At 37.3% G+C, this 17,597-nt stretch carries 12 protein-coding genes and 2 pseudogenes; 12 read left to right on the forward strand and 2 right to left on the reverse strand.

Annotated features, from left to right (window positions below; all coding sequences use genetic code 11):
* The first annotated feature begins 39 nt into the window (after window positions 1-39).
* Both ACYQ1N_RS02705 and ACYQ1N_RS02710 read left to right on the forward strand, forming a co-directional pair.
* Window positions 40-1,578, forward strand: a complete 1,539-nt coding sequence (locus ACYQ1N_RS02705) for a YceG family protein (RefSeq protein WP_459832450.1) — start codon at window positions 40-42, stop codon at window positions 1,576-1,578.
* A 13-nt stretch (window positions 1,579-1,591) separates the two neighbouring features.
* Complete coding sequence (locus tag ACYQ1N_RS02710) at window positions 1,592-2,770, forward strand: toxic anion resistance protein (RefSeq protein WP_459832453.1); 1,179 nt, start codon at window positions 1,592-1,594, stop codon at window positions 2,768-2,770.
* Window positions 2,771-2,876: 106 nt separating this feature from the next.
* Here the strand turns inward: ACYQ1N_RS02710 and ACYQ1N_RS02715 are convergent, their stop codons facing one another.
* Window positions 2,877-4,124 (reverse strand): sensor histidine kinase, encoded by a 1,248-nt coding sequence (locus ACYQ1N_RS02715; RefSeq protein WP_459832456.1) that lies wholly within the window; start codon window positions 4,122-4,124, stop codon window positions 2,877-2,879.
* Complete coding sequence (locus ACYQ1N_RS02720; RefSeq protein WP_459832459.1) at window positions 4,117-4,791, reverse strand: response regulator transcription factor; 675 nt, start codon at window positions 4,789-4,791, stop codon at window positions 4,117-4,119. Before ACYQ1N_RS02720 ends, ACYQ1N_RS02715 begins: the two co-directional genes overlap by 8 nt.
* Before the next feature lie 318 nt (window positions 4,792-5,109).
* On the opposite strand from ACYQ1N_RS02720, the pseudogene ACYQ1N_RS02725 reads away from it, so the two are divergent.
* The 10 genes and pseudogenes from ACYQ1N_RS02725 to ftsY form a co-directional block, all read left to right on the forward strand.
* A pseudogene (locus ACYQ1N_RS02725) lies at window positions 5,110-5,259 on the forward strand (DUF4956 domain-containing protein); the annotation flags it as partial.
* A gap of 16 nt (window positions 5,260-5,275) precedes the next feature.
* Window positions 5,276-7,081 carry a carbohydrate-binding domain-containing protein gene (locus ACYQ1N_RS02730; RefSeq protein ID WP_459832462.1) on the forward strand — a complete coding sequence of 602 codons (1,806 nt, stop codon included), beginning with the start codon at window positions 5,276-5,278 and terminating at the stop codon, window positions 7,079-7,081.
* A gap of 272 nt (window positions 7,082-7,353) precedes the next feature.
* The gene (locus tag ACYQ1N_RS02735) at window positions 7,354-8,493 is read left to right on the forward strand and encodes an iron-containing alcohol dehydrogenase (protein ID WP_459832464.1); all 1,140 of its coding nucleotides are present in this window, start codon (window positions 7,354-7,356) and stop codon (window positions 8,491-8,493) included.
* A gap of 39 nt (window positions 8,494-8,532) precedes the next feature.
* The gene (locus ACYQ1N_RS02740) at window positions 8,533-9,303 is read left to right on the forward strand and encodes a class II glutamine amidotransferase (protein WP_459832467.1); all 771 of its coding nucleotides are present in this window, start codon (window positions 8,533-8,535) and stop codon (window positions 9,301-9,303) included.
* A 43-nt stretch (window positions 9,304-9,346) separates the two neighbouring features.
* Window positions 9,347-10,636, forward strand: a complete 1,290-nt coding sequence (locus tag ACYQ1N_RS02745; protein WP_459832469.1) for a glutathione synthase — start codon at window positions 9,347-9,349, stop codon at window positions 10,634-10,636.
* A 94-nt stretch (window positions 10,637-10,730) separates the two neighbouring features.
* Window positions 10,731-11,777: a phosphate acyltransferase PlsX gene (gene plsX / locus ACYQ1N_RS02750; protein ID WP_459832472.1), complete on the forward strand. Its 1,047-nt coding sequence runs from the start codon at window positions 10,731-10,733 to the stop codon at window positions 11,775-11,777.
* A gap of 10 nt (window positions 11,778-11,787) precedes the next feature.
* Window positions 11,788-12,015, forward strand: coding sequence for an acyl carrier protein (acpP, locus tag ACYQ1N_RS02755; protein WP_459832475.1), 228 nt, complete (start codon window positions 11,788-11,790; stop codon window positions 12,013-12,015).
* A gap of 64 nt (window positions 12,016-12,079) precedes the next feature.
* On the forward strand, window positions 12,080-12,802 hold the full coding sequence (gene rnc / locus ACYQ1N_RS02760) for a ribonuclease III (RefSeq protein WP_459832477.1): 723 nt from the start codon (window positions 12,080-12,082) through the stop codon (window positions 12,800-12,802).
* On the forward strand, window positions 12,802-16,344 hold the full coding sequence (gene smc / locus ACYQ1N_RS02765; protein WP_459832479.1) for a chromosome segregation protein SMC: 3,543 nt from the start codon (window positions 12,802-12,804) through the stop codon (window positions 16,342-16,344). Before rnc ends, smc begins: the two co-directional genes overlap by 1 nt.
* Window positions 16,345-16,352: 8 nt before the next feature.
* Window positions 16,353-17,255, forward strand: a pseudogene (gene ftsY, locus ACYQ1N_RS02770) (signal recognition particle-docking protein FtsY); the annotation flags it as partial.
* Window positions 17,256-17,597 lie beyond the last annotated feature (342 nt).

Below are 17,597 nucleotides of genomic sequence, written 5' to 3' on the forward strand. Positions count from 1 at the left end.
TACTTAAAAGTTTAGTTTTACCGAATATGAAGGTGTTATATGCATGATGATAAAACGAACATTAACTATTCGAACTGTACCAATGCCTGGATAAGCGGAAAATGGATTGATGACATATTGCTGCCTCCGGATAAACGGGGAAGTGATCCCAATCTCTTTTACAATGCTTTTTACAGAATAAAAGGTGTTGAAGATAAAGTCGGTTATGTCAATGACCTGTTAAAATTCGGACAGGATATAAAGTCATCCGGAAGACAGGTTGTCATTGTCAATAACGAAATTCCTGAAGTAAACGAAAATGATAAACAGTTTTTTTTATCCGAAGATAATATTGATAATCTTATTGAAGCCATAAGCGGCCAAATAATATCCGATAATGTTAAATTACAGCATTCAATGAGAAACGCATTTTCATCGGTTGCGTATGAAATATGCAATTCATCGGATGTGGATTTTAACATGATAAGCGGAAAACTGACATATTTACTTTATCAGTTAGACATATATAAATCCAAACTGTTTACCGGCTGCAAAGACGGAGACATTTCCTGTTTTATACATATGGGGGCATGCAAAAACGAAAATGAATGTTTATTTATAAAAATGCTTTCGCGAATGCCCGTTGATGTGTTGATTTTGGTTCCGGATAAAGCAAATTGCCTTGTTAACGACAGTGCTTTGTATGAAAAAGAATATGATGAGAGTATGAATTTAGACCGATTTCCGGAGGAAAATTCAAATATAAGGCTCGGAACAATGGCATATCATGCCGAAAGAGAACTTGACACATTGCTTTATAAAGACTCAGGGATGTTTCGTGACAGACAATTTAAAAAATTAAATATTATTACATTACAGACCATGTACGAGGAGACAGACAATCTCTGGCATGAAGAAATAAAATATCGCCCGTACTTCAGCGTAAATGAAGATTCGGTATCAGTGCCGGTTATATTCTCCAAGATTTCCGGAGTCGAAGACGGAAATATGAAAAAATATTGGAAGCATATTCAATCGCTTATAAATAAAGACACATTTTTGGTAAGCAATACACATATTATTTCATATGTGATAATTAATAACATGAAGAAATATGCGAAAGATTTTTTTGAGAACGGATCTTTGAAAAAAGATAAGATATTATCAAGCCCCAAATATAATTACAAAATGTTAAAAACCGAAACTCAGGATTTAATATTGGAAAAGCTTGAACTGCTTATTAAACAAAAGACAATAATTCAACAGGACAGTGATTCCGTATACAATATTATTGCTTCGGTATTAAGTATGCCTAAAGAAATAGTGCGTATGATTCAGAACTTTGATTTTACAAAGAGAAATCCGAAGATACTGTATGTTAATACGGAAGAAAGAACGATTTCTTATGATGATTCCATTCTCCTTGCATTCCTTAATTTAATGGGATTTGACATACTTTTGTATATTCCTACAGGTTATGTAAGTGCGGAAAAATATTATAATGACAGTATTATGGAAGAGCATAATATAGGAGAATATGTTTTTAACATAAAAGAAATAAAACTTAATCCTTCTAAGTATAACGAAAAAGCATTATGAAAAGGAGAAACATATGGCATTAGATTTTACAAAGGTTGAAAAGACTCCGAAGGATATCATAGACGTTGATACATCAGTAAAAGAAGTTGAAATGTCGGATATTGACAGCAATATCGAAAAAATGGAGAGTTATGATGTTACGGCCGATGCGCAAAAGACAAGAGAAGTATATGTTAATTCCGAGGAAGTGGACAGACTTGTAAGCAAAATTGAACTTAATAACCTTGAAAGCATAGTATATTTTGGTTCTGATGTTACTAATGAAATTTCCAAGGCATCCGATTCTGTTTTAAACAGTATGAGCATTTCACAGATTAATGATACAGGCAAAATGATGAAGGCTCTTTCCAAAATTATGGATGAGTTTGACATTGATGAAATAAAAGAGGAACCCGGATTTTTCGGACGTATATTCGGAAATGCAAAGAAACAGCTTGAAAAAATACTTGCGAAATACCATACAATGGGCGATGAAATAGATAAGATATATGTACAGCTCAGAGGTTATGAATCCGAGATAACTCAATCAAACCGTAAATTAAACGATATGTTTGATGCAAATGTGGAATTTTATCATGAGCTTATAAAATATATTCTTGCGGGAGAACAGGCCTGCAAAGAATTGAAAGATTATATTGCAAAAAGACAGTCGGATCTTGAAACGACCGGTGATAATTCCATACAGTTTGAAATTACGACCCTTAATCAGGCTCTTATGATGCTTGAACAGAGAGTACATGATTTGAGAACGGCGGAAAATGTTGCAATGCAGTCAATACCTATGATTAAGACAATGGAATTCAGTAATTACAATTTGGTAAGAAAGATTAATTCGGCTTTCATTGTTACACTTCCGGTGTTTAAACAGGCTCTTTCTCAGGCCATTCTCTTAAAGAGACAAAAGATTCAGGCGGAAGCCATGGCTGAGTTGGATGAAAAAACCAACGAAATGCTTATTAAAAACGCCGAAAATACGGTTGAAACATCCAAATTAACGGCTCAGCTTGCTTCAGGCAGTTCCATTAAGATAGAAACTCTCGAAAAAACATGGGAAACAATCACCAACGGAATTGAAGAAACAAACAGAATTCAGGAAGAAGCGGGAAGACAGAGAGAAGAAGATAAGGCAAGACTTGAAAAGATAAAGAAAGAATTTAACGAAAAATACAGTATGCCTGAAAAGAAAAAATAATTCGACATTCACGCATTAAAAATGACGGTTAAACACATAAAAACATATGATTTATATATGTAAATGTGTTTAACCGTCATTTTTTTATGGTTTGTTTAAAAATAAGTTAAATATTTGTAGTCATGGAATTGAAAGGGAAGCTGACTGTTATTTTAAAGTCGTGACCGTCCGCTGTGGAAGCGGATATTTTACCGCTGTGGGATGAAACTATCGCTTTAGCGACGGAAAGCCCTATGCCGTAACCGCCGGTTTCTGAATTTCTGGATGAATCAGTGCGGTAGAACCTGTCAAATACGGAATTTAATTTTGAGCCGTCTACTTCCGTATCCGTGTAATTATGAATGCTTAATTGAGACTCTTTTCCGCTTTTTACCAGAGACACGGTAATATCCGTATCTGCCGGAGAGTATTTTATGGCGTTATCAATCAGAATACTGCTCAATTGCAGTATATATTTTTTATCTCCGTATAAATATATGTCGGGAGTGATATTACATACAATATTTTTGTGATGACTGTTTGCCAGTACATTAAAACTCTCAACACTTTCTTTAATTGTGTCGGAAAGTGAAAAATTGTTTTTATTAATTACCTGTCCGCCTTCTTCTATTTTTGAAAGCATAATAAGATCATCGGTAAGAATACGCAGTCTTTCAACCTGAGTTCTTATATCATCAAGACTTTCGTTTTTCTCATCGGATTCCATTTCCAATAAGTCCACATTTGCATTAATAATAGCTAACGGCGTTTTTATCTCATGACCGGCATCCGTAATGAATTGTTTTTGCTTTTTATAACTTTCGGCAACAGGTCTGACAATCCTTCCGGAGATAATAAATATAATAAGAAATCCGGCTCCGAGTCCGATTGCCGCCATTATCAGACTTGTCGTACGGAAATCGTTGAAATAAGCAAGTCTTCGGTCACAGTCCAGGAATGTTATTATCGTATTGTCATGATTTGTTGTTGCAACATAACGGTATATTCCCAAAAAACCGCTGGGACTTTTTGAATCATATACACTGTATCCGTATTTAACGGCGGTAGCGGCGTCAACGGACATAATCTGATTGGTATTTACATTTGTTATATTGCCGTGTTTGTCAAATGTAATTGAGAAAAATCTGGATTCGTATGCAGTTTCCGGCGATATTCTTACGGATATTACATTTGAAGGCTGAAAATCATCGGGGAAAGCTCCCTTGTTCTCGGAAATCAGTGAAATAATCCCGTCCGCCTCTCTTATCATGGAGTTGTAATTAACTAAATTCATGGCAAAAACTATGGCGGCAAGCAGTACGAACAGTACGCTCGTTCCAAGCAATATAAATTTAATCTTTAATTTTTTAATCATTTATTAACTCCAGAGAATATCCCGAATTACGCGACGATTTAATGGTGAAATCCGCGTTAATGTTTTTAAGCTTTTTTCTAAGATATGAAATATAAGCCCATACAACATTTATTTCGGCATCGCTGTCAAATCCCCATATTCGTTCCATAAGCGTATCGGCTGATATAAGCATTTTTGGATTTGACATAAACATTTCCATCATTTGAAACTCTTTGTTTGTAAGCTTTACGTTTCCGGTGTCTGATGTGAGTTTATATGTGGAAGTATCAAGAGTTACATTGCCAAAATGCAGTTTATTGTCAAATTGGGCTTCCTTTCGCGTAATGGCTCTTACAACCGCAAGCAGCTCCTGAGTATCAAAGGGCTTTGTTATGTAATAATTGGCTCCGCTGTCCAGTCCCATAACCTTATCTTCAACATCCGATTTTGCCGTGAGGAGCAATACGGGTATTTGATTGCCGGATTCGCGAATTTTTTTTAATGCCGTAATTCCGTCCATAACAGGCATCATTACATCCATTAAAACTATGTCATAATTATCGGATGCAATATAATCCAATGCTTCTTTTCCGTTATATACCGCATCAACGGAGTAATAATTTTTTTCAAATATCTTCACAAGTACTCTGGAAAGAGCCTTTTCATCTTCCACAATTAATATTCTCATATACATCCTTTCTTAAAAATAAAATATCGTTTTTTCCATTGTAATATAAAAAACTTAAATAAACCATAAAGCGGAATCCCTTAAAAAGATGTTTCACAATGAATATTTTATTCTATCCGATTCATAAAAAATTCTTAATAATTTAATTCTTTGCGGTTAAAGTCCGTTTAAGGTTAGTATTTTATGCTTGGCTCAGATTAAGGGAGGTGTGGAACATGGAAATAAAAACAATTTTTAAAAGATACGAGTATAAGTATTTATTGAACGTTAATCAATTCGAAAAGATTTTAAATGAATTAAGTAAATATATGTCATTTAACGACAAATATGGGAAGCATGTTTAAGCTTACTTACGATGTAACATTGAAAAATTATAACGTTGAAAAAGAAATGATAGACGCCATCAGATGCAGAAACGGAAATCTTGAAATTGCGATTACAAAGCAGGAGTCATTATCTGAATTATAAGAAAACGGGGGCGCATATGGAAAAAGAAAAAATAATACCGATTGCTATAGCAGGTACATTATCAATGATTACATTAGCGGGTTGCACCGCAAACGGGAATAAGAATTTATCGGATACGGCAGGTGTATCAGCCGCAGCGGATGTGTCCGATAAATCTTCAAATACGGAAATGTTTACGGACAGGGATTTTAATACCGAATATGATGAAAATTCCACAAAAATAACTCTTAACGGAGACAGTGCACAGGCAGACGGAGAGGGTGTGACTGTTAACGGTTCAACCATAACCGTTAACGCCGAGGGAACGTATATCCTGTCCGGAACATTAAATGACGGACAAATAATTATAGATACGGAAGATGCGGCAAAGGTACATATAGTATTTAACGGAGTAAAAATTAACAGCGGCTCATCGGCCGGATTATATGTAAAGAACTGTGACAAAGTATTTTTAACGCTTGTTTCCGGAACGGAAAATACCGTTTCCAACGGAGGTACATTTACCGCAACTGATGAAGAAAATATCGACGGAGCAATATTTTCAAAGGATGATTTGACAATAAACGGTACGGGATCACTTACCGTCACTTCTCCGGCAGGACACGGCATTGTATGTAAAGATGATTTAGTGTTTACAGGCGGAAACATTACGATTACATCTTCGGGACACGGAATAGACGCAAATGACAGTGTGCGTTCGATTAATGCAACACTTAACATTACATCGGGAAAAGACGGTATTCATTCGGAAAATACAGATGATACTTCTTTAGGATTTATTTATATCGAAAACGGAACATTCGAAATTACATCGGAAGGAGACGGAATAAGCTCGTCTTCATATGTTCAGGCAGAGGACGGTACATTTAAAATTACTGCAGGGGGAGGCAGCGAGAACGGGACAAAATTATCCTCCGATTCATGGGGTAAATTTAACGGTAGATCGAATGAAGGGGCGAACAGAGGACGAGGCGCAGAGCCCACGACACCCGTTAATAATCAAACCTCTCAAACAGGAGACAGTAAAGAGGATGATTCATCCGAAAGTATAAAGGGAATAAAAGCCGAAGACAGTATATTAATAAACGGAGGTACATATACCATTGATTCCGCAGACGACAGTCTTCACTCAAACAATTCCATAAAAATTACGGGTGGTGAATTTAATGTAGAATCCGGAGATGACGGCATACATGCCGACAGTGAATTAGACATTGCGGGCGGAAATCTTTATATAAATGAAAGTTACGAAGGATTGGAAGCTCAGAACATAACAGTGGAAAACGGTAATATTGATATTAAAGCGTCTGACGACGGTATAAATGCGGCAGGCGGAAATGACTCAAGCGCATATACCGGAGGAAGGGATAAAATGACCGGAGAGTATACGGCTTCAAGTTCCGGAAGTGTTCTTATATCAGGAGGTACGATTGTAATAAATGCTTCTGGAGACGGTATTGATTCAAACGGTTCTCTTGAAATTACGGGAGGAAATACGACCGTAACCGGACCGACACAAGGTGATACGTCAGTATTGGACTATGATACCGTAGGAACAATAACGGGAGGAACATTTACGGGTACCGGATCCTCAGCTATGGCACAGACACTTGTGGGATCAGGACAGGGAGTAATAACATTGACGGCAAACGGATCTGCGGGCAGTCAGGTGGAGGTTAAGGACGGAAGCGGAAAATCAGTTGCCGTGTTTACACCGGATTTATCATACCAATATGTTGTTGTAAGTAACGGAGAAATAGTATCCGGTCAGACATATACTGTATCAGTGGGAGGGAATTACTCAACAATAACCGCAAAATGATAAAAAAACATGAAAAATGGTTATAACAGCTGCAAATAGTGTACTTTATTTTGGTTATTTTACTTGATAATAAGATTATTAGGTGTATAATCAACTACATAACAAAGCAAATATTCTATTATTTGTATATATATTCAAGCATAGCTCCAAAAAAGACAATGTCGGCATCCGGCATTGTCTTTTTTGTACTTTTGTATATGTAATAATACATGGTAATTAATTATAATGTATGATTAAATTACTAAATATTATATCATTAAGGAGGAGCGCATATGGAATTTATTACACCGGGTAAAATTATATACGGTGATAATGCTCTTACTAATTCGGCGGACAGTATTGCGTGTTTTGGAAAAAAAGCGTTTGTGGTTGCCGGAAGACATTTGCTTAAAAGCGGTGAGATAAAAAGACTGACGGATATATTAGAAAATAAGAATATTGATTACATTATATATGACAATATTACCGGAGAGCCTACGGATCTGATGATAAATGAAGGTGTACGCCTTTATAAGGAAAATAAGTGCGATTTTTTAATAGGCATAGGAGGAGGAAGTCCCATTGATTCGATGAAAGCAATTGCCTTGCTTTCGGAAAACGGCGGAAAATGTTCGGATTATATGGGAGGAGTTCCGGAGTGTAAACTTCCGCCCATGGTTGCCGTTCCGACTACGGCGGGAACAGGCTCCGAAGCCACGGTTTCGACCATTATTACCGATACCGGCACCAGAACAAAAATGCTTATAAAGGGCGCAGCACTTATGCCTGATGTATCGATAATCGATGCAATATTTACATATTCATGTCCCGCGAATGTTACGGCTGCAACGGGACTGGATGCGTTGACTCATGCCATAGAGGCATATACTTCAAGACGTGCCGGAATGCTTACGGATATTGCGGCTGAGTCAGCAGTTAAAAGGATTTTTAAATATCTTCCGGAAGCATACAGAGACGGTTCAAATGAAATTGCGAGAAAGGAAATGGCAATTGCGGCTTTGGAAGCCGGAATTGCCATATGCAATTCATCGGTGACCATAGTACACGGTATGAGCAGACCTATCGGAGCTTTATTTCATGTTCCTCACGGATTATCAAACGCAATGTTGCTTCCGACATGCCTTAAATTTGCAGTAAGCGGTGCATATGATAAATTTGCGGAATTAGGAAGAGCAGTGGGGATTACAGGGTTAAATGACATTGAAACCGCAAACAGATTCATAGAAGAAGTTGAAAATATCTGTAAGATTTGCGAAGTAGTTACTCCCGCCGAATACGGAATAGACAGACACGAATTTGAAATAAATATTGAAAAGATGGCAGACGACGCATTGGCAAGCGGAAGTCCGTACAATACAATGAGAGTTCCCGATAAAAAAGAAATAATGGAACTGTACGGACAGCTTTGGTAAAAATGCAACTGTATCAGAAAAGAAGGGGAAGGTGAGGGTATGTGTGAATTATTCGGAGTAAGTTCCAAATATCCGATAAAATGCAACGAATATCTCAGAGATTTCTTCAGCCATAGTCCAAACCATCCTCACGGATGGGGTTTGGCGATACTTGACGGAGAAGACGCTCAGATAGAAAAAGAACCTAAACAGGCGGATAAAAGTGATTATCTGAGGGAAAGAATGACTGCGGAAATATCTGGGAAAACGGTTCTTGCACATATAAGATATGCCACAATCGGCAACGTTACATACAATAACTGTCATCCGTTTACAGGGAAAGACATCACCGGCAGAAGGTGGACATTGATACATAACGGTACTATTTTTGACTATCCGAAGCTGCATAAATATTTGAGGATGCAGAACGGAGAAACGGACAGCGAGCGTGTATTTTTATATATTTTAGACAGTATAAATAAAGCTGTCATAGAAAATGATGCGCTTGACGATGAAAGTCAGTTTAATTTATTAAATGAATTAGTTACAAATATGGCAGAGGGCAATAAGCTTAATTTATTGTTCTACGACGGAAAATACACATATGTTCATACCAATCAGATGAATACACTTTATATGTCTAAAAATGCGGATTGTATCAAATTTACGACCAATCCCTTTAATGATGACGAATGGGAAAGTGTTCCCATGAATACTCTCTTGGCATATAAAGACGGAAAACCTGAATTTATCGGCATGCAGCATAAGAATGTATATGAGGAAAATCCTGAAAACACACAACGTTTGTATCAGATTTTCTCAGACCTGTAATGTTTTATTAGATATTTATTTTGAGAAATACAGGGGAAAAGAAATGGGATTTGTTATAAATAAAGGCGATAAAAAAAGCATAAGTTTTTTGGAATGCGGTTCCTTCGGCTTAGAAAAAGAAAACCTGAGAATTGATAAGAACGGTAATCTTGCTCATACAAAGCATCCTTTCGGTAATGATTTTTCAAGGGACAGGGATTTCTGTGAAAATCAGGTGGAAATGATAACCGGGGTTAATGACAGCGTTGACTCCGTGTGGAATGAAATTGCACGGTTGGACAGTGATACTAAAGAAACTCTTTTAAAATTAAAAACCGGAGAGGAATATATCTGGCCTTTTTCAAACCCTCCCTATGTGAAGGGGGAGGATGATATACCCATAGCGGAATATGAGGGAGAATTAGCCGTAAAAACCGAATACAGACGACATTTGGCGGCTACATACGGAAAGAAGAAAATGCTTTTTTCCGGAATACATTACAATTTTTCATTCAGCGATGAACTTTTGAAATCGGTTTATGAATCTGATGAATACAGTAACATTGAATTCGATGAGTTCAAAAACGGAATTTATCTGGATCTTTCGGTAAAGGTTTTGGAAAAAAGCTGGATGATTGTATATTTGCTTGCCGCAAGTCCGCTGTTTGACGGTTCGTTTTTTGACGAAAGCAGAATGGGTGAAACAGTAATCAGCAAATATGCATCACCTAGGTGCAGTGAGATAGGATATTGGAATAATTTTATACCGATTTTGGATTTCAAAAGCATAGAGGGTTATGTAGGAAGCATACAGGATTATGTTAACAAGGGTATGTTAAAAGAAGCTTCCGAACTGTATTATCCGGTAAGATTAAAGCCGAGAGGAATAAACAGCCCGGACAATCTCCTTCATAAAGGCGTTGATCATATAGAGCTTAGAATGTTGGATCTTAATCCTCTTTTCGAAGCGGGAATAGACAAAAACGATTTGAATTTTATTCACTATTTGATTATATATCTTTCTCTCAAGCCTGAATTAACATTAAATGAAGAACAACAGAGAACCGCGATTCAAAACATGAGAATCGCTTCGATGTTAAATCCGGCGGATATTATGATTACATCAACAGACGGAGCGTCAAACAATGTGACGGAAGAAATTGAAAAAATATTAAATGACATGAATTCAACTCTCTCCGAATACATACAAAAAGAAAAGGTGGATAGTGTAATTTCATATCAGATGGATAAAATAAAAAAAGAAAATTGCAGATATGCAGACATCATAATAAAAAAATACGGCGACGATTTTGTTAAAGACGGATTAAAGCATATTCTTCAATATAAGGATTGAATAAATATGCATATAAGTCTTGAAAAATAATTATTACACACATATAATTTGTAAATGATACCATGAGAATAAATTGTAAGGAAGGTAAGAAAAAGTGGCGCAGAAGGTAAGAATTGCAATTGATGTAATGGGTGGCGATTATGCTCCGCTTGAGCCTATCAGGGGAGCGGTTAAAGCTCTGGAAAACGACCGTGATACTGAGATTATTTTGGTAGGCAGAAAACCGCAAATTCAAAGTGTTATAAGAAACAATAAACTTCCTGCGACAGGGTTTGAAATCGTGGATGCAAAAGAAGTTATCGAAACGTCAGAGAATCCTGTTAAGGCCATTCGTACCAAGAAAGACTCTTCTCTTGTAAAAGCTCTGGAACTGGTAAGAGACGGAGAAGCGGATGCATTTATTTCTTCCGGTAATTCGGGAGCCATTATGGTTGGTGCTCAGACCATACTCGGAAGAATAAAAGGCATAAGCAGACCGACATTTGCCCCTATTATTCCCACATCAAAAGGACCTGCTACCATAGTGGATTCAGGTGCAAATATGGATGCAAGACCGGATTTCTTAACTCAATGGGCAGTTTTGGGGTCCGTTTATATGCAGTTAATGTTCGATATGCCTGCACCGAGAGTTGCCATTGTTAATGTGGGCGCCGAGGAGGAAAAGGGCAATAAGCTCGTCAAAGAGACATTTCCTTTACTTAAGGAGATGGACAACATTAATTTTACGGGCAGTATTGAAGCGAGAAATATTCCGTCGGGGGATGCGGATGTCATAGTATGCGATGCATTTGTGGGAAATGCTATTGTTAAGATGTATGAAGGTGTTGCAAAGACACTTATTTCGGAAATTAAAAAAGCGATTACATCATCATTTCCGTCCAAAATCGGATCATTGCTTGTTAAGGGTCAGTTGAAATCCATGATAAAGACTTATGATGTCAATAATTACGGGGGAGCGGCAGTGCTCGGACTGAACGGTCTTGTAATTAAAACACACGGAAATGCAAAAGAAGCGGCATTTGCAAGTGCATTCGGGCAGGCGTCAAAGCTTGTCAGAGGAAATATTAACGACAGGATAAAAAATGAATTCGCCAAAATGTCAAAAGAAGAGAACGGCGATATAATAAACAACGGGGAGTAAATAAAAGAATATGAATTTAGATGAAATAAAGTCAATAGTTGCTGAAATATTAAATATAAGTCCGTCTGAGGTTGAGGCCGACTCAAGATTTATAGAAGATTTGGGAGCCGATTCCCTGGACGTGTTTCAAATAATTACCGAATTGGAGGATAGACTTGGCGTTCAGATTCCGGAGAATGTTCTTGAGGAAATTTCAACAGTGGAAGATGCATTGGTTGCAATCAACGACGCTATATGATATCTGATGTACACAAACTGTCATATGATTTATGACAGTTTTTTTAACATAACAGAGAAAAATTATGAATAAAAATTTTGAAGATTTAGATGAATTCGAACAAAAAATTAATTACAAATTTAAAAACAAAAACTACCTTATATCCGCATTGACCCACAGCTCATATGCGAATGAAGTGAGGATACCGGGAATTAAAAACAACGAAAGGCTGGAATTCCTCGGAGATGCAGTGCTGGAGCTGGCAACAAGCACCAAAATCTTTAATAAATATCCGAACATGTCAGAGGGGAAAATGTCAAAATACAGGGCAAGCATAGTATGTGAACCCACGCTGGCATCATGCTCTAAGGCAATTTCCCTCTCGGATTATATATTTTTAGGCAACGGTGAAGAGCTTACGGGGGGCAGAGAGAGAGCATCCATTGTTTCGGATGCATTTGAAGCTCTTATAGGAGCCATATATTTGGACGGCGGAATTGATGTTGCCACGGATTTCATAAACAGATTTATATTAAATGACATTGTCAAACATCATCTCTTTTACGATTCAAAGTCAATTTTACAGGAAGTGGTTCAGTCCTTGGGAAAACAGTTGGAATACAGGGAAATATCACAAAAGGGACCTCAGCATAATAAGATTTTTACGGTTGAATGTGTATGCGACGGTTTTTTCAATGTTCAGGCAGAAGGCCCTACCAAGAAAAAGGCTCAGCAAAGTGCGGCATACAATGCCATTCTTCTGCTAAAGGAAAAAGGTATCTTTTCGGATGAAAGTGAGAAAGAATAATGCTTCTTAAGAAGTTGGAAATATATGGATTTAAATCATTTGCGGATAAGTTTACATTTGATTTCAAAGAAGGAATAACATGTATAGTCGGTCCTAACGGTTCGGGTAAGAGTAATGTATCCGATGCCGTACGTTGGGTGCTGGGAGAGCAGTCCGCAAAGAGTCTTCGCGGATCAAAGATGGAAGATATAATCTTTGCGGGTACGGAAGTCAGAAAACCGGTGGGATTTGCAAGTGTGTCCATATATTTTGACAATTCGGACAGAAGTTTGAATTTGCCATATGACGAGGTTGTCGTATCCAGGCGCATATATCGTTCCGGAGAAAGTGAATACAGGATAAACGGGGCCGCATGCAGACTTAAGGATATTGAAGAACTGTTCTATGATACAGGCGTGGGTCAGGAAGGTTATTCAATAATAGGACAGGGAAGAATAGACAGAATTCTAAGCGGTAAAAAAGACGACAAAAGAGAATTATTTGAAGAGGCCGCAAGTATAGTCACATTTAAAAAGAGAAAAGAGAAGGCAATTAAGGAACTGAAAGCGGAAGAAGAAAATCTTACGCGTATAAGGGATATAACGGCCGAACTCGAAACAAGACTTAAACCGCTTAAAGAGGCCTCGGAAAGCGCAAGGAAATATTTAAGCTTATATGAAGAAATAAAAGAATTCGACTGCTCTTTATATGTGCTTAAATCCGATTTATACAGAAAGGATTTGAGTAAATATAACGGGCTGTTGGCAGAAGCACAGTCACAATATGACGATGCTTATAATAAACTTGAAGAAGCAAAAGCAGAATATTCAACGATTGAAGAAGCCGTTGTTGCCGTTGAATCGGAAGAAGAAAAGCAAAGAGAATATTCAAAGGACCTCATGGAAGAAATTGCGGAAATTCAAACGAAGCTGACATTGCATGAGGAAAAAATATCTTCTTATGAAAAAAGGAAAGCAGAGCTTGAAGAAACACTGTCGGCTCTTTGTTCTGACAAAAAGCATAAAGAGGCGGAAACAGAAGAGATAGATAATGAATATGCGGACATAAAGAAAAAAATAACGGACACGGCCGTTAAAGAATCGGATTTGATATTAAAAAAAGAAATTCTGCAGAAGAAAAGCGAAAGCATCTCAGTCAATAAGCGTTCACTGTCGGAAGACATGATAGAATGCGTAAGATCTCAGGCTCGTATAAGAAGCGAAATCGAAAATGCAGAATATAACATTAATGTTTTAAATGAGAGATTAAACAGCGTAAATGACAGTCGAAAAGGTTTAAATCAGGATATGGAAAGGCTGTCCGAATCCGTAACGGAAGCCGAAAATGAGCGTGCAAGATTAATAAACAATCTCGCCGTATTGGAAAATAAAAGGCTGTCCTTAAAAGATGAAACAGATAAACTCAAATCAGATGAAGCCGAAATTTATACGGAAGTTAATAATAACCAAAGCATGTTATTAAAGAGTAAATCCGAGCTTTCAGCATTACGCGGCATCTCAGAGCGATACGAAGGTTATGTGAGAAGTGTAAGGCGTGTTATGGAACTTGCGGTGGATAATAAAAATATAACAGGCGTTATTGCGGATATCATTTCGACGGATAAGAAATATGAAATTGCGGTTGAAACGGCGTTCGGAAACAGATTGCAAAATATTATTACGGAAGATGAAAAGACTGCAAAGGATGTAATCGACATTCTGGTGAAAGAAAAAGCGGGAAGGGCCACTTTTATACCTATTTCATCAGTAAAATGCATTGAGAAGAAAATAAGCGACAGGTATTTATCGGAACCGGGAGTAATCGGTACATGTGATTCGGTAATTAAAACCGACGAAAGATTTAAAAAAATCATAAAAAGCATGGTTTCAAATGTTGTAATTGTCGACAATGCGGATAACGGCATTGCGCTTCAAAAGAAGAGTGATTATTCTCTCAGAATAGTTACTTTGCGGGGAGAATTGCTTAATCCGGGTGGTTCCATTACCGGAGGATCATTTAAACATAATGACAACTTACTGTCCAGAAACAACAGAATTGCGGAACTTGTTAAAGAGGTTAATTCTTTACAGCTTATATATAATGAAAGCGCAGAGAAATCAAAAGATATAATTTCAAAGATTAATGCCTTGCAAAAAGAAGAGAACGAAATAAATAAACGTATTTCAGACTGCCGCACTTCAATCGAAATTTCCGGAAATAACATTAATAATATGAACATGTCTTTGACTAAATTAAAATCCGAAATTGAAAATGAAAATGCATCTGATTTGGGAAATCTCTTGTTAAAGCATAAAAATAATTTGGTGAAGAAAAAAGATGAATTGGACTCACTTGAAAGAGAAGAAGAATCAATTAAGTCGGATAATAACAGAATTGTCCTTGAATCGGAAGAAATAAATTCCGAAATTGACGAACTAAACAGTACATTATCTGACGTTAACATTGAAAAAACCGAACTGTCGGGCAAGGCGGAATATCTTAATAATCTTAAAACCAGAATTAAAAATGAAATAAATAATCTGGAAAACAATGCAAAGAATATTCGAAAGCAAATAAATAATCTGATAACCGAAACGGACGAATGCAGCAATATAATCAGAACTGAAACAGAAAATCTGAAAGAAAAGAAGAAAGAGGCATTTAAACTTAATTCAGATATCGAGGAATACGTAAACAGAAGGAAAAATTATACGGACAAATTGAAGGAATCGACTCTTATTCGAGAGTCTCTGTCTGAACAAATATCAATGTATGACAAAGAAATATCCGGGATTATATCTAAAATCGAAAAAATCGAATACGAATCGGAGAAGATTACCGAATATATGTGGTCTGAGTATGAATTGACATATTCGTACGCAAAGAAGAAAAGTAATCCGAAATATGATAATATAAACGATATTACCGCGAATATTAAGGACTTGAAGGATAAAATAAAATTACTCGGGAATGTTAATGTAAATGCAATAGATGAATATAATCATGTCAAAGAAAGATATGATTTTCTGACAGCTCAGTACGGTGATTTAATCGAAGCCGCTTCTTCTCTTAAAAAAATTATTTCGGATTTGGACAGAGAGATGCGTAAGCAGTTTGAATACAGTTTCGAACAAATAAGGGTAAGTTTTAAAAAGACCTTCAGAAGTCTGTTCGGAGGCGGGACGGCCGGTATTGAATTGGAGAATACGGAAGATGTTTTAGAGTCGGATATTATAATTACCGCAAGACCTCCGGGCAAAAAATTAACCGACATGATACAGTTGTCAGGCGGCGAGAGAGCTTTAACCGCCATTGCGCTGCTGTTTGCCATTCAAAATCTGAAGCCGTCGCCGTTTTGCCTTTTGGATGAAATAGAGGCTGCGCTTGATGATGCGAATGTTGTAAGATTTGCCGACTATTTACACAGATTATCCGATAATACCCAATTTATTGTTATCACTCACAGAAGGGGGACAATGAATGAAGCGGACAGATTATACGGTATAACAATGCAGGAAAAGGGCGTTTCTAAACTTGTATCTGTTGAATTAGAAAAACGATAGGAGATGTTATGGGATTTTTTTCAAAATTAAAAGCCGGATTAAGTAAGACAAGAGCAAATATCATATCCGGATTTAATAATGTTTTTTCAGGCAGAAGCGCCATAGATGACGATTTCTACGACGATCTTGAAGAAATAATGATAATGGGCGACATGGGAGTAAGAGCCACTGATGAAATTCTTGAAGATTTAAGAGAAAAGGTCAAAAAAAATAAAATTAAAGAGCCGTCAGAATGCAGACAGTTACTCATTGATTCCATAAGAGAAAAAATGGATATAGGCGAGAATGAATACAGATTTGAAAATGAAAAGTCAGTATTGCTCGTTATCGGAGTTAACGGTGTCGGAAAGACGACTTCCGTCGGTAAATTGGCTTCAACATTTAAGGCACGAGGCAAAAAAGTACTTCTTGCGGCGGCGGATACGTTCAGAGCGGGTGCGATCGAACAGCTTAAAGTTTGGGCCGAGCGAAGCGGAGTTGATATTATTGCACAAGCCGAAGGTTCAGACCCGGCGGCTGTGGTATTCGACTCTGTTCAGGCGGCTAAAGCGCGAGATGTTGATATTTTAATTGCCGATACGGCAGGTCGACTCCACAATAAGAAAAATCTTATGAATGAACTGTCAAAAATAAACAGAGTAATAGACAGGGAATATCCGGGAGTGTACAGAGAAAATCTTATTGTTCTCGATGCCACAACAGGACAGAATGCAATTCAGCAGCTTAGAGAATTTAACGATGTAACCGATATTACCGGTATTATTCTTACGAAGATGGACGGCACGGCAAAGGGCGGAATCGTGGTTGCCATTCAGGCGGAATTCGGTATCCCTGTTAAATATATCGGTGTGGGTGAAAAAATAGAGGATCTTCAGAAATTTGATTCAAACAGCTTTGTGGAAGCATTATTTGATGATTCCGATACAGAAAGAGACGACTCGGAAGAGAGGGAAGCAGCGGAAGAAACAAACAGCGAATTACCGGAAGAGCTTGAATCGGAAGATCGTCCTGATGATACGGGTGACGAGTACATTGAGGCGGACAGCGTAGAAAAAGCAAGTGAAAATACTTCTGAGGATGAGGAAGAATTATCCGCGTTTGAACTGGGTGAAATTTTCAAAGACGGAATGAGCGACATACTTTCCGCAAACAATATTGATATTTCGGACAGCGATAATAATGCGGAAAAAGAAGATGCGGAGAAAGAAAATACCGTTGATAAGAATGACAATGCAGATATTGTTTACGATAAT

It is taken from the genome of Howardella ureilytica, assembly GCF_054657495.1.

Bases quoted from the DNA above. Each gene is read 5' to 3' on its own strand.
- ACYQ1N_RS02705 (WP_459832450.1), top strand. From the start codon at position 40: ATGCATGATGATAAAACGAACATTAACTATTCGAACTGTACCAATGCC.
- ACYQ1N_RS02710 (WP_459832453.1), top strand. From the start codon at position 1,592: ATGGCATTAGATTTTACAAAGGTTGAAAAGACTCCGAAGGATATCATA.
- ACYQ1N_RS02715 (WP_459832456.1), bottom strand. From the start codon at position 4,124: ATGATTAAAAAATTAAAGATTAAATTTATATTGCTTGGAACGAGCGTA.
- ACYQ1N_RS02720 (WP_459832459.1), bottom strand. From the start codon at position 4,791: ATGAGAATATTAATTGTGGAAGATGAAAAGGCTCTTTCCAGAGTACTT.
- ACYQ1N_RS02730 (WP_459832462.1), top strand. From the start codon at position 5,276: ATGGAAAAAGAAAAAATAATACCGATTGCTATAGCAGGTACATTATCA.
- ACYQ1N_RS02735 (WP_459832464.1), top strand. From the start codon at position 7,354: ATGGAATTTATTACACCGGGTAAAATTATATACGGTGATAATGCTCTT.
- ACYQ1N_RS02740 (WP_459832467.1), top strand. From the start codon at position 8,533: ATGTGTGAATTATTCGGAGTAAGTTCCAAATATCCGATAAAATGCAAC.
- ACYQ1N_RS02745 (WP_459832469.1), top strand. From the start codon at position 9,347: ATGGGATTTGTTATAAATAAAGGCGATAAAAAAAGCATAAGTTTTTTG.
- acpP (WP_459832475.1), top strand. From the start codon at position 11,788: ATGAATTTAGATGAAATAAAGTCAATAGTTGCTGAAATATTAAATATA.
- rnc (WP_459832477.1), top strand. From the start codon at position 12,080: ATGAATAAAAATTTTGAAGATTTAGATGAATTCGAACAAAAAATTAAT.
- smc (WP_459832479.1), top strand. From the start codon at position 12,802: ATGCTTCTTAAGAAGTTGGAAATATATGGATTTAAATCATTTGCGGAT.